The organism is Cohnella panacarvi Gsoil 349 (assembly GCF_000515335.1).
Classification (GTDB): Bacteria; Bacillota; Bacilli; order Paenibacillales; family Paenibacillaceae; genus Cohnella; species Cohnella panacarvi.
In genome coordinates, this window is record NZ_KI911563.1 from 1667690 (window position 1) to 1680493 (window position 12804).

Consider the following 12804-nt stretch of genomic DNA (forward strand, 5'->3'; position numbering starts at 1 on the left):
CTCTAGAAATCCCAGCTCGGCAACCACCGGATCGCGATATTCATCCAGTCTTTGTCGATCGTAATGCCCGTATATACCGGATAGAACCAGACGAATAAGAACGCGGTGACGAATAAGCATGCGTACGTAATCCATCTGCCGAAGTAACTCCGCTCCTCCTGCCATTTGAACAACCAGACGAGGAACAAGATCAGCAGCGGAACGATCGGAAAATAGTGATAGAGGAACGTCACGCTTCTCGGAGCGACGATCCAAGGAACGTAGAACGACAGGTATGCGACCGTAAGCGTAAGAACGATGCGGTCCCTGCGCAGCGAGCCCCGGAACCAAGCGATCGTCGATAGCGCCCATGCGGCAAGCATCGCGGCGAGACCGCCCCACCATATCGCGGGATTCCCCATCGCGGCGATACTCTGCTTCGTGTCCGGCGCGAGGTCTTTGCCTCCGTAATACCATACCGGGCGCAGCATAAGCGGCCACGTATACCATTTGGACGAGAACGGATGCTTCTCCTTGACGCCTTTGTGGTAGTTATATATGTTCTTCTGCTGCTGCCACAAGTCTTTGGCGTTAACGCCGTCCTCCGCTTTCGTCGCATGGAAGAAAGGAACGTAGGAAGCGGAATAGATGCCGACCGGAACCGCAACGTAAATAACGATGCAAGCCATCAACGTAAGCACGAGCTTCTGCGCGAAGCCGCGTTCCCTTTCGTATCTCGCCTCCCGCCAGCGGCGGACGAGCGCGAGCAAGAGCAGAAAGGCCAGTCCGGCTCCGCCGTACAAATAGTTCCACTTCACCGCGGCCGCGGCGCCGAAGAAAACGCCCCCAAGGGCCAGCCAGCCGAGACCGCGGCCGAACTCTCCTTTGCGCCAAGCCGTCTCGCCGTACCGGTACATGGCGTAGAACATGATGATCGTGAACGTCACGCCGATGATATCGATGTTGGAGCTGCGGGAATGCACGAGGTGAAAGCCTTCAAGCACCATTAGCGCCGTCGCGATGACCGCGTAACGCGTGCGTTTGAACATCCCTCTAGCGACGGCATAGAAAACCGGAATCATCAGCGTGCCGAAGACGCCGGCCATAAAGCGCCAACCGTAAGGCGTCATGTCGAACAGCTTAACCCCGATCGACAGCAGCACTTTGCCGAGCGGCGGGTGCGTCCACTCGTACGGTTCCATATCGTGCAGGAATTCGTAGGCCGTTCTTCCGTGATAAATTTCGTCGAAGTACATGCTGTTACGGTAATCCGGGCGATAAGGAGCGAGTTCCTGCTCGTCGAATACGTTCAGCTCGCTGCCTTCCGTATCCGCGCCCGGCGTGCCGATCGGCTCTAACTTGTCGAACGGGATCGCGACGTCCGTGATGCCTTTGGTGTAGAAAGCCGCTTCGTAGAGCCGGTAACCGATGCTCTCCGCCGTAAAACGCATGTATCTGGCCTTTACCGACTTCTCGTCCGTTTTCCACGTGAACACGCGGTTCGTCTTGTGTTCGACTTCTATGTAGGGTAACCAATTCCGACCATCTATCGACGATTCGACGCGAGTCTTGCCTTTAGCCCCCGGCCCTTCGTATAGATTGAGCCGGTCGACGTCGCGAGCTTGACCGAAATCCACGACGAAGCCCTCCCCGGCATGGCCCGGTTTCCAGAACGTCTGCGGCGCCGATCGGTTGCCCAAATCCGTAAACGTCATCACGGCGGAAATCAACGTTAGAAGCAATATCCAAATCAGATCCGTCCGCGTCCAGCGTCTGTGCTCGCGCGACGATTCATTCCTCCGTCCGTAGTATGCGTAGCCGCTATTCGCGGTGTTTAAAGCTTCCATGTCCGTCCTCGCTCTCTCGCACGTAGTCCTTCCTATTGTAGACGAAAGCGCTGTCGCCGAAAAGTACGCGTTTCAACGTTGTGCGGCAATCTCTAACCGAATGACGTTATGACCGCGCGAATAGTTGCACTGCATAGCCTGACATCGATTTCGGCATATTAGTGTATCGTTATCAACGGACGGAGGAACCGCTGCCATGAGCTTGCATTTCGGAACGTTATATTGGCCCGAGACTTGCGCGAAGCCCGCCTCCTATGCCGCGCTGAACGAAGACGTCAAGACGCGCGTCGCCATCGTCGGCGGAGGCATGTCCGGCGTTGCATGCGGATACGAGCTCGCACGGTCCGGCATGGAAGCCGTCCTCATCGAGCAAGGGCGGATCGCCGGCGGCAGCTCGGCGGCGAATAGCGGAATCGTGCAATTTATGAGCGATAGAATGCTAGGCGATTTCATAGGCACGCTCGGCGAGCGGGATGCCGTGACTTTATATCGGGCCTGCCTTCAAGCCGTCGAACGCTTGCTCGCGATCTCCGAGCGTTTGCCTCGCGGCGCGCAAGCCCGAAGACGCTGCAGCCTGTACTATGCTTCGACCCCGGAGGAAGCCGCTCCGCTCCGCCAAGAATACGAGCTTCTTCGCCGGCATGGGTTCGGCGCGGACTGGTGGGACGCGAGCATGATTGCCGAGCGCTTCCCCTTTCGCAAAGACGCGGCGATCCTTACGCACGGAGACGCCGAGTTCAACCCTTACTTATTCGTGCTCGCCCTCGCCGAAGAAGCCGTCAAGCTCGGATTATCCGTCTATGAGCATACGGCGTTGAAATCCGTCCATCATGCGCCCGCCGGCAGCGGCGCGAGATTCGTCGTCGAGACGAGCGGCGGCACGATCGAAGCCGACCACATCGTCTATGCGGTCGGTTATACGCCCGAACAAGCCGGAGGCCGCTGGATACGCGCCAGAACGTGCCGCACGTACGCGATCGTCACGGACCCGCTGGCAAGCCTGACCGGCTGGCATGAACGCTGCTTGCTCTGGGAGACGGCCCGCCCTTACCTATACGCCCGGACGACGCCGGATAACCGCCTCGTCGTCGGCGGACTGGACGAGAATCTCAGGTTGCCGGTGCTCACCGCCAAGGAATTGCGCGCGCATTCGCTTCGATTGCTGTCCGAAATGAACAAGCTGTTCCCGCAATGGAAGCCGGAAATCCGGTATGAATGGTGCGGCTCCTTCTGCGAATCGGCGGACGGGTTGCCTTGGATCGGCGAAGATCCCGACCGCCCGGGCCAGCACTACTTGCTCGGCTACGGCGGGAACGGCGCGGTATACAGCATGCTTGGCGCGAATGTCATTCGGGATAATCTGACGGGCAACGATCATCCGGCTTCAACCATCGTCCGGCCCGATCGCCGCGTCGCCATTCCGGGCGCCGGCGCCGCTTCGTCCGTCTAAGGAAAGAGCTGCCTCCGCCTTAAGTCAGGGTTGAAGCAGCTCCTCCTTATTTATACGCCTTCCCAGCCAACGATGTCCGTTGCCCCCGATCGCCTAAGCAAGGCTTCGGCGTTTATGCCGACCTCGGTATCGGTAACGACGACGTACCTTCCGTTCTCGATCGCTTTCGCGCAGCAGCCGGCGGCTTCGCCAGGTATGCCGATGTCGCGCAGCAGCTCCTCGCTAGACGGCTCGTCGCGGTGCGGGTTGCCGACGAGCGCTGCTTCGAGTCCGGTCGAGCCGTACTGCGACAGCCCGCCCGGCTGAAGTCCCGGGGTAATCAGACGCGCATCGCCCCCGTTGTCCAAGCGGGCCAACTGCAGCTCGTAGAGCTCCTCGATCCGAACATTGCCCTCCGACGTAAGCCTGGGCGCTCCTTCTCGATTGTTCACGACGACGCGGATATCGTCTTGCTCCGCACCCGCCTCGCGAAGCAAGCGAATGGCATCCAGCACGCCTTGTTCGTTATCGAATATCGCGATGTTCTCCATCATGTCGCACCTCCGTCCGAATTCTGTTGTTCCTGTTGGGACATGCGTCCTTGGTATTCCCGTTGTCGCGGGTTTGAATCCGAAACCCGGCGCCGGCATGCTTTGTCCTTCCCGGAACGAAGCATAAACCATTTTGACCCCAAGTATAAATCTGTTAGCTGAACGACGACGTTGGAAAATAAGGTTGCGAGACGCTTTTCCGGGGAACACTTGAAATAACGGAGGTTGATCCCACATGAAAGCACTGTTACTCGCCGGCGGACTCGGTACCAGGCTTCGCCCCCTGACGGAACATCTTCCGAAGCCGATGGCGTTAGTCGGCAACCGCCCCTGGCTGGAGCATCTGCTGCTGAATTATAGGGAACAAGGCGTGCAACGATTCGTCATCGCCGTCAAACATTACCGCGAGCTCATCGAAGGCTACCTCGGCGACGGTTCTAAATACGGAGTCGGCATCGAATACGCCGTCGAGAAAGACTTGCTCGGCACGGCGGGCGCTATCAAGAACGCGGAACATCTGCTGGGCGATCGGTTTATCGTCGTCAACGCGGATATTATTCACTCAGTCGATCTCGCTTCCGCTTTGAAATTCCATGAACGGCACGGAGGGGCGGCGACGATCTGCCTGACGGAGGTCGACGATCCGTCGCATTACGGCGTCGTCGAGCAGCTGGACAGCGGGGAAATCGTCCGTTTCGTCGAGAAGCCGAAGCGGGACGAGGCGCCTTCGAATCTGATCAACGCGGGCATATACATTCTGGAACGAAGGGCGCTCGGCCTTATTCCGTACGGCAAGCCTGCGTCTATCGAGAGAGAAACGTTCCCGCTGCTGATCGCCAACGGAAGCGGCGTGTACGGCCATCCGATCGGCGGGTATTGGATGGACATGGGCACGACGGAACGTTACCGCCAGCTTCATTGGGATTTGCTCGATCGCCGTTTTCCGGTCAGCATCGACGGACAGGAGATGGACGACAAAGGGATATGGCTCGGCAACGACGTTCGGATCGGTCAAGGCGTCTTGATCGTGCCGCCCGTCATGATCGGCGACGACGTGACGATCGGAGACCGGTCCATCATCGGTCCGTACGCCGTTATCGGCAACGGAAGCCGAATCGGCGGGCAGGTCCGCTTATCCAACTCCATCCTGTGGGATCGCTGCAGAGTTCGCGCGGGCGCGCAGCTTAACAATTGTATTTTCGGTTCCGGGATGCAAGCCGGTCCCCATATTCTTCACGAAGCCGTATGTAATCGTAACTTGGAGGTTAATCGTCAATGAACGCCAAATATCCGCAAATCGCCTACGTCAGCACTTACGTTCCGAAAAAATGCGGTTTAGCTACTTACACGCACCATCTGCGGGAAGCCGTCTCCAAAGCCAAAGAAGGCTCGCTTCCCGATCCCGTCGTCGCGATGTGCAACGCGGATGAGTTGCCCGACTATCGGGAGCCCTGGATGCATCCGCTCGTCAAGGTGAACCTAAGCGACTATCGCGACATCGCCGATCTCATTAACGACAGCGCCGCCGAAGTCGTGTCGCTGCAGCATGAATTCGGTATTTTCGGCGGTGAAGCCGGCCATTACGCGATCGAATTGATTCGCAGGCTTAAGAAGCCCGTCGTCACGACTTTCCACACCGTATTCGAACAGCCCGCCGCTCCTTACTCGGACGTGCAGAAGCAGATCGCGCATTGGAGCAATCATCTGATCGTGATGAACCGCAAAGGCATCGGCTATTTGCAGGACGGATTCGAGATCGCTCCCGCTAAAATATCGTTCATTCCCCACGGCACGCCGGTTCTAGGCAGCGTCGATCGAGCGCGGATACGCCGGGATAACGGTTGGGATCAGCGCAAAGTCATGTTCACTTTCGGCCTTCTTGGGCGCAGCAAAGGCATCGAGCTCATTCTGCAGGCCATGGAAAGCGCGGTCCGCGAAGTTCCCGAGCTGCTGTACGTCGTCGCCGGGCAGACCCATCCCGAAGTCCGCAAGCACGAAGGCGAAGCCTACCGGGACGAGCTGTTAACGCTCGTCAATCGCCTCGGACTTAACCGGCACGTGCAATGGATCGACCGCTACGTGCCGGAGGACGAGCTTGCCTCGATGATTGCGGCTTCCGATCTATACGTGACGCCTTATCCCGGCCTGTCTCAGATTACGAGCGGCACGCTCGCGTATGCGGCGGGTTTAGGCCGTCCGATCTTGTCTACGCCTTATGTATATGCGAGAGATTTGGTTCAAGGACATGAGGAGATGCTGCTTCCGTTCGGGGACTCGGATCAGTGGGGACAGAAATTGATCGAGCTTTTCACGACGCCGGGAATGCTTGCGGAATGGGAGCGCGTCATGTCGGAAATCGGACAAGGGATGCATTGGCCGCATGTGGGGGCGCAGCATTTGCGGTTGTTCCGGCAGCTCATCGATCGGCAATCGAGAGGAATCGCGGATGTCGTCTAAGCTTCGCTCGCTGCCGCGCCCGGATCAACGCCCTTCGTTCGTCCATTTGCGCCGACTGACGGACGATACCGGCTTGCTCGAGCATGCGCTAGGGCGAATCCCGCGCCGCAAGGAGGGCTATACCGCCGACGACAACGCCCGCGCGTTATGGACGGCGACGGAATGGCTCACGGGCGACGACAGCCGGATTCTCCCGAGCGAGCGCTCCGAGCTTGAACGTCTTGCCGATATATACATTGCCTACCTGCTATGGAGCCAGAACGACAACGGCTGGATTCATAACAATATCGCTTACGATCGGACGCCCGAACGGGAAGAACGCTCCCACGATTGCCAAGGCCGTGCGATCTGGGCATGCGCCGACGCTTGGGTGCGGCTGTCTCAATCTTCGCGCGAAACCGCCAAGGCGATCGTCGCGCGCGCGATGCCGACGCTCGGCAGCATCGATTCGCACAGAGGGCAAGCGTTCGCGATGGCCGCCTGCGCGCATCTGCTGGATGCGTCGGATCGCGGCGTGATCGCCCTTCCGGGCGACATTCGCTTAGAGCTGCTGTACCACATGGATCGATACGAAGGCGTGCTCGCACGCGCATTCAGCCACTTTAACGACGGGGAATGGAGATGGTTCGAGCCCGCCATGACTTACGGCAACGGCGTTCTGCCCTGGGCCATGCTTCGTACGTACCGGTATACCCGTCGCTCAGGAACGCTCGCGGCGGGGCTCGAAAGCCTGGCTTTTCTGCTGGAAACGATGCTGGCCGAGGAAGGTTGGCTTCGCCCGATCGGCAACGAAAGCTGGTGCACGCGAAATCGTTCGAGCCGATGGGACCAGCAGCCGTTGGAGGTGTTCAAGCTCGCGCTGGCGCTGGCTGAAGCCGCGACGGTTCTGCAGCCGGCGGAACGGGACGATCGAGGCGTGCTCGTCGGCAACTTCGCGGCGGGCGGTCTTCCGGACAGCATCGTCGATCACCGCGCGTTCCGGGACCTTTGCCGGGATTGGTTCTACGGCCGCAACGACCTCCACGCCCCGCTCGTCGACGCATCCGACGGGAGCTGCTGCGACGGGCTGACGCGCTACGGGCCGAATATGAACTGCGGCGCGGAATCGACGATATCCTATTTAATGACGATTGCGATCTGCAGAGATCGGTAAAATGAAGGCGTCCCGCCGTCATCATCGAGATGACTGCAGGACGCCTTTTAGATGCTCCAGATTCGTCGCATTAGCTTAGCGTTGCCACGCAACGTTACTTCGCCGCTCTCCCGCCACACCTTCGCATTAGCGTTGCCACGCAACGTTACTTCGCCGCTCTCCCGCCACACCTTCGCATTAGCGTTGCCACGCAACGTTGCTTCGCCGCTCTCCCGTCGCACCTTCGCATTAGCGTTGCCACGCAACGTTGCTTCGCCGCTCTCCCGTCGCACCTTCGCATTAGCGTTGCCACGCAACGTTACTTCGCCGCTCTCCCGTCGCACCTTCGCATTAGCGTTGCCACGCAACGTTACTTCGCCGCTCTCCCGCCACACCCTCGCATTAGCGTTGCCACGCAACGTTACTTCGCCGCTCTCCCGTCGCACCTTCGCATTAGCGTTGCCACGCAACGTTACTGCGGCGCTCTTCCGCCACACCTTCGCATTAGCGTTGCCACGCAACGTTACTTCGCCGCTCTCCCGTCACACCTTCGCATTAGCGTTGCCACGCAACGTTACTTCGCCGCTCTCCCGTCGCACCTTCGCATTAGCGTTGCCACGCAACGTTGCTTCGCCGCTCTCCCGTCGCACCTTCGCATTAGCGTTGCCACGCAACGTTGCTTCGCCGCTCTCCCGTCGCACCTTCGCATTAGCGTTGCCACGCAACGTTGCTTCGCCGCTCTCCCGTCACACCTTCGCATTAGCGTTGCCACGCAACGTTACTTCGCCGCTCTCCATTAATCCTGCCGCAGCTTGTTCAGCGCCTCGCTGAAATCGTCCGGCAGCGGCGCGCGAACCGATTGCTTTTCCCCTGTCCACGGATGGCTCCAGATGAGCTGCTCGCCGTGGAGCGCTTGCCTGGACATGACGCCTCGCGAACCGCCGTACATGCCGTCTCCGGCCAGCGGATGGTTGATCGAGGACAGGTGCACCCTGATCTGATGCGTCCTGCCGGTCTCGAGCCGCAGCCTTACGAGCGTATGGTCGCGCAGCCGTTCGACGACCTCGAAATGCGTAACCGCATGCTCGCCTGTATCGCTGACTCGGCGTCTCGTCGAGTGATGGCGGTCTTGTCCGATCGGCTTGTTGATCGTGCCTCTATTTCCTTCCACGTATCCTTCGGCGAGCGCCAAATAAATCCGCTCGGTCTTCTTCTCGCGCATCGCTTTGTCATATTGGTAGTGGGCAAACTCGTTCTTCGCATAGAGGACGGGGCCCGTCGTGTCCTTGTCGATCCGATGGACGTGGCGAACGCGGATGTCTTGCCCGGACATCTCGTAATAGGCGGCTACCGCATGCGCCAACGTCTTCCTCTGGCCGTGCTCGCTCGGATGAACCTCGATTCCCGCAGGTTTATTGACGACAAGCGTAAATTCATCCTCGTATAAAATATTAAGCTCCATCCAGTCCGGCGGAAAATCGCGCTGCTCGCGAGGGAACAGGTGCAGACGCAAATTCGGTCCTTGAAGCAATAATCCGCGCGCCTGCAGCAGCTTGGAGATATGCTTCGGCGGCAACGGCAGATGAGCCGTCACCTTCGCTAACGGCGCGCCAGCCAAATAATCAGGAAGCCGTATTTCCATCCATTCGCCTTTAATCCGACCCATCTTTAGCAGGGACGACGGATGGACCATGGCCTGCTGCGCCTGCGGACGCGATCCGTTTCTAACCGGAGCGCCTCCGGACGCGCCGGTCCGCCCCGCGCCGTCCTTGCTTCCTCCTCTCGCGAAGCTTCCGCCTCGCGAGACGCTCTCGCCGCGACCGTCTCTAGCCGTACGATCATGCGGCCCGGATCGCCCTGCCCCTTTGCTTGGTCCCGGACGTCCGGCGCCGTCTCTCCGTCCGCTTCGTCCGGCGCCATCGCCTCTGCCCCCGCGGCCTGCGTAATCGCTACGGCCCCCTTGGCCCGATCTGCCGCCGTTTCGTCCGCCGCGATCGGAACCGCCCGATCTCCCTCTGCCTGCTCCACTCATGCGATTTACCTCCGAATTTATCCCGTACGGGCACGGTCGTGCCGCGCCGAATCACGAACAATATACGGGAACTGACCAGCCTTGTCAAACTTCGCGCCTTAACCGCAAGCTCAGCGCAAAGCTAAGGGTTTACAAAACCTATAAAAATAGGACAGGAAAAGCTTGCTAGCTCCATTTCGCTCTTCTAGACTTTGCTTGCGCGTGGAAGTATTCGTCGCCGCGCGGTGTTGAATAACCCCTGCGCACGCCATGCTCAGACAGCGTTATCCTTCTTTCACTATGCTTCAACTTTTCGACCTTCATAGGAACCTCTGCCGTTAAATAACGGAAAAACGCGACTTGTCCCGCTTTCGATCAAAGGCGCCATTAAGTTACAAAATAACACCGTTGCCAGTTTTTGACTTCCGTTATAACGTTGATTTTAGGGGGCTTGTCCCCTTAATCACTTCTCGGGAGGGTATTCGAAATGGATCAAAACGAAGAAGTAGTAGCGGTTGAAGGATTGGAAGCGTCTTCAGAAGACGCTCAGGCAGAAACGGCGGCCGAGGAGGCCGAAGTCAGCCTTCAAGCCGAGGAAGCTGAAGCTGCGGAACAAGCAACCGAGGAGGTCGTCGCGGAGGCGGAATCCGTGGAAGCGGAAGCGGCAGCGGAAGTCGAGTCCGAAGCGGTAGAAGCCGAGCTGGAAGCGGTAGAAACCGAGGCGCAAGCCGAGGAATCGGTTGAAGCGGAAGCGGAACAAGCCGAAGTGACGGCAGAGGCAGAAGCCGACGAGCCTGCTCTGGCGGAAGTTGCCGCGGACGAATCGGAAGCCGTTAGCGAAGAGTCCGTCGTAGACTGACATCATTCCTACCGATCCGTTTCCGTGCAAAGGGGCTTTCTCAGACGGTCGCCAAGACCGAGGAGGAAGCCCCTTGACTACGTTATTTACGATTGCGCAGCATGCTTCGAATCGCCCATTTACGCTCGTGCCGTTTCATGTAACGCGGCAGCGTCCGGTAAAGCTGAGTGCACTCCCGAAACGCGAGTTTCGCATCGTCGGCCCGGCCGAGGCCGTCATAGATCGTGCCTAGCCGATAATAAGCTTCGCAGGAAGACGAGTTTACGTCCTTGAAACGCTGCAAGCACCCGATCGCCTTCTCGGGCTCGGTCTTAGCGAACGATTCCGCCAACCTTAAATAAGGCTGGCCGTATTTGACTCTCGGGCTGATGGCCAGCGCCTGCTCCATCTCCCGTTCCCCTTCTATCAACCTGCCGAGCGCCAAATCGCAAGTGCCGATGTCGCTCCAATATTCCGCGGAATGATCCATCTGCGTCTCGATCCCGGACAGGATCCCGCGCGCCTCCGCATAGCTTTTGCGTTCGATTAACAGCCTCGCAAGCTCCGATTTCGCCGACACGTCGTGAGGACTCATCTGAATGTGCCGCCTCCATCTGGAGATGGCGCTTCTGCGTTTCAACGGGCGCACGATGCTTGGGGATAATCCGATATAGCGCCGCTCCAAAAAATAGAAGATGACGAGCAAGACCAATACGGCGACGAAAGGATTTCCGAACAACCACCATAACGCTCCGAACGCTAATAGCTTACTCATTATTGACCTCGTACCTCCCAGTGTTGGCGTTCGCGCCAATCTACTGTCGTTATCAATCATCATATCACAGTATCCTAATCGTATGGTCTATCTCTCTATCGTTCTCCAAAATCATGAAACCGATTTCCACAATTTACGTCAATAAGATATACACTAGGAGAGGTGGATAGGTTCCAAGATGGGGAGAAGCACAATAATCGGCATTCTGCTCGCGGCGGCGCTAACCGCAGTAGCTCTTACCGGCTGCTCGAATGCAAAGCCGAAGTTCGAGGAAGTCGCGATCACGGTGCTCGTGGACGATCAAGGCGCGAGCGCGCTAGGTTCGCAGGTGAACACATTGCTGGATAAAAGCAAAACGTTCGTGGAGCAGGAAAATCCCGGACTTATCGTTAACTTGGTGCGAGTGCCCCATGACCAATACGCGGACAAGATCATCGAACTGAAGCCGGACATTTACTGGGCCCTACCATACGAGCTGACGAAGCCTCAGAACGCGGGAAAACTGTACGACTTGAATCCTCTGCTGGAGCAAGCGAACGTGGATATTACGCAATATTTCCCGAGTAGTCTTCTTGATATGGCGACAGTGGACGGCAAACTGCTCGGGATCCCTCTAACCGCTAACCATATGGCGGTCGCCTACAGCAAATCGTGGTATGGCAACGCCGGTTTGGCCGAGCCAAGTCCGAATTGGACTTGGGAACAGTTCGAGTCCGATGCCATCGCCCTCAAAGAGGCGAACGGCGCGGATTCCACAACCGTATACGGAGCTAGCTTCCCGTTGTATTCGGAATATATCGAGTCGATCGTCTTGAGCAGAGGCGGCTCGTTCCTATCACCCGACGGAAAACAGACTTCCGGTTACATGGACGGTCCTGTGACGGTCGGTACGATGGCGTGGTTGAAAGGGCTTGCCGACAGCGGCGCTCTCGATCCCGACTCTACCGGGGACTTGTCGCAGATCGGTACAACGACGGGAATGGTCGTTTCCGCAACGCCGATTATCAACAGCTTCATGTCCGCGAACGCCGATATCGGAATCGTTCCTCTGCCGAGCATAAATGGAGACTATATCGTCAGCGCTCCGTACGTAACGATGTTCAACATTAACTCGTCTAGTTTGAATCCTGAAGCCGCATTAAAATATATTATCGCATTGACGATGGAAGACAACGAAATAACAAGAGAGGCGTTGCGAATCGGGATGAGCATTTCGAAGAAAGTGTTCGACAACAGCGGTGCCGATGTCAATCCTTCGCTGGCCCTCGACTATCAACTGCTCCCCTATTCGCAACAACGCGCGGTCATGCAATCGAGCGGATGGGGCGAGGCGATGGGGTACTATTCGAACCACTTTATGCTTATGATGCAAGAAGATGTTAGCGAGCTTGTTCCTACGTTGCAAGATATGGCCCAAGGCATCGACGCTAAATTGGCGGAATTGCGCGCGAAAGACGAGGAAGAGGCCGCGGCTGCCGCCGTCGGCGAGACGACGGCCGATACAAGCGAATAGTAAGATTAAAAGAGGCTTTCCCGAAATAGGCGGCTACAGGGGCCTTTCGCTACTGCACGGAGTACAGTTCTTTATCACCCTATCGTCATTCCTCTACTGAATAGCTGCATCGAATACTCCTCATTATCGCCGAAACCGTCCGAACTCTCATTTTCTACAGAATAACTGCACTTCGTACCGTTTACAGGTCAAGGAGTATCCCATTGACTAGAATACCTGCCATTCATGCAGTTAGTGTCGAGCGATGATGCTGCGTTGGCTTAGTTGATATC

The 12804-nt window shown here is 57.7% G+C and carries 12 protein-coding genes; 7 read left to right on the forward strand and 5 right to left on the reverse strand.

Annotated features, from left to right (window positions below):
- Positions 1–2 precede the first annotated feature (2 nt).
- Positions 3–1826 carry a phospholipid carrier-dependent glycosyltransferase gene (locus tag COHPA_RS0108150; RefSeq protein ID WP_027085688.1) on the reverse strand — a complete coding sequence of 608 codons (1824 nt, stop codon included), beginning with the start codon at positions 1824–1826 and terminating at the stop codon, positions 3–5.
- Positions 1827–2022: 196 nt separating this feature from the next.
- Between COHPA_RS0108150 and COHPA_RS0108155 the strand changes: the two genes are divergently transcribed.
- The gene (locus tag COHPA_RS0108155) at positions 2023–3276 is read left to right on the forward strand and encodes an NAD(P)/FAD-dependent oxidoreductase (RefSeq protein WP_027085689.1); all 1254 of its coding nucleotides are present in this window, start codon (positions 2023–2025) and stop codon (positions 3274–3276) included.
- Between the two features lie 50 nt (positions 3277–3326).
- On the opposite strand, the gene COHPA_RS0108160 is transcribed toward COHPA_RS0108155, so the two are convergent.
- Positions 3327–3809 (reverse strand): general stress protein, encoded by a 483-nt coding sequence (locus tag COHPA_RS0108160; protein WP_169733254.1) that lies wholly within the window; start codon positions 3807–3809, stop codon positions 3327–3329.
- A gap of 232 nt (positions 3810–4041) precedes the next feature.
- On the opposite strand from COHPA_RS0108160, the gene COHPA_RS0108165 reads away from it, so the two are divergent.
- Genes COHPA_RS0108165 through COHPA_RS25500 form a run of 4 tightly spaced genes read left to right on the forward strand, consistent with a single transcriptional unit; the run spans position 4042 to position 8226 of the window.
- Positions 4042–5085, forward strand: a complete 1044-nt coding sequence (locus COHPA_RS0108165; RefSeq protein ID WP_027085691.1) for a nucleotidyltransferase family protein — start codon at positions 4042–4044, stop codon at positions 5083–5085.
- Positions 5082–6263 carry a glycosyltransferase family 4 protein gene (locus COHPA_RS0108170; RefSeq protein WP_027085692.1) on the forward strand — a complete coding sequence of 394 codons (1182 nt, stop codon included), beginning with the start codon at positions 5082–5084 and terminating at the stop codon, positions 6261–6263. The genes COHPA_RS0108165 and COHPA_RS0108170 overlap by 4 nt, the downstream gene beginning before the upstream one ends.
- Positions 6253–7416 (forward strand): hypothetical protein, encoded by a 1164-nt coding sequence (locus COHPA_RS0108175; RefSeq protein ID WP_027085693.1) that lies wholly within the window; start codon positions 6253–6255, stop codon positions 7414–7416. The genes COHPA_RS0108170 and COHPA_RS0108175 overlap by 11 nt, the downstream gene beginning before the upstream one ends.
- 51 nt (positions 7417–7467) lie before the next feature.
- Positions 7468–8226: a hypothetical protein gene (locus COHPA_RS25500; protein ID WP_156926617.1), complete on the forward strand. Its 759-nt coding sequence runs from the start codon at positions 7468–7470 to the stop codon at positions 8224–8226.
- Here the strand turns inward: COHPA_RS25500 and COHPA_RS0108190 are convergent.
- Together COHPA_RS0108190 and COHPA_RS0108195 are read right to left on the reverse strand one after the other, a co-directional pair.
- A complete protein-coding gene (locus tag COHPA_RS0108190) occupies positions 8192–9088 on the reverse strand; it encodes an RluA family pseudouridine synthase (protein ID WP_027085696.1) in 897 nt (298 codons plus the stop codon). The genes COHPA_RS25500 and COHPA_RS0108190 overlap by 35 nt on opposite strands.
- Positions 9064–9423 (reverse strand): hypothetical protein, encoded by a 360-nt coding sequence (locus COHPA_RS0108195; protein WP_027085697.1) that lies wholly within the window; start codon positions 9421–9423, stop codon positions 9064–9066. Before COHPA_RS0108195 ends, COHPA_RS0108190 begins: the two co-directional genes overlap by 25 nt.
- Positions 9424–9893: 470 nt before the next feature.
- On the opposite strand from COHPA_RS0108195, the gene COHPA_RS24295 reads away from it, so the two are divergent.
- Positions 9894–10265 carry a hypothetical protein gene (locus COHPA_RS24295; protein WP_027085698.1) on the forward strand — a complete coding sequence of 124 codons (372 nt, stop codon included), beginning with the start codon at positions 9894–9896 and terminating at the stop codon, positions 10263–10265.
- Between the two features lie 82 nt (positions 10266–10347).
- Here COHPA_RS24295 and COHPA_RS0108205 read toward each other — a convergent pair whose 3' ends face one another.
- A complete protein-coding gene (locus COHPA_RS0108205) occupies positions 10348–11019 on the reverse strand; it encodes a tetratricopeptide repeat protein (protein ID WP_027085699.1) in 672 nt (223 codons plus the stop codon).
- Positions 11020–11197: 178 nt separating this feature from the next.
- Here COHPA_RS0108205 and COHPA_RS0108210 point away from each other — a divergent pair, with 178 nt between their 5' ends.
- Positions 11198–12532 carry an ABC transporter substrate-binding protein gene (locus tag COHPA_RS0108210; protein ID WP_027085700.1) on the forward strand — a complete coding sequence of 445 codons (1335 nt, stop codon included), beginning with the start codon at positions 11198–11200 and terminating at the stop codon, positions 12530–12532.
- Positions 12533–12804: the final 272 nt, after the last annotated feature.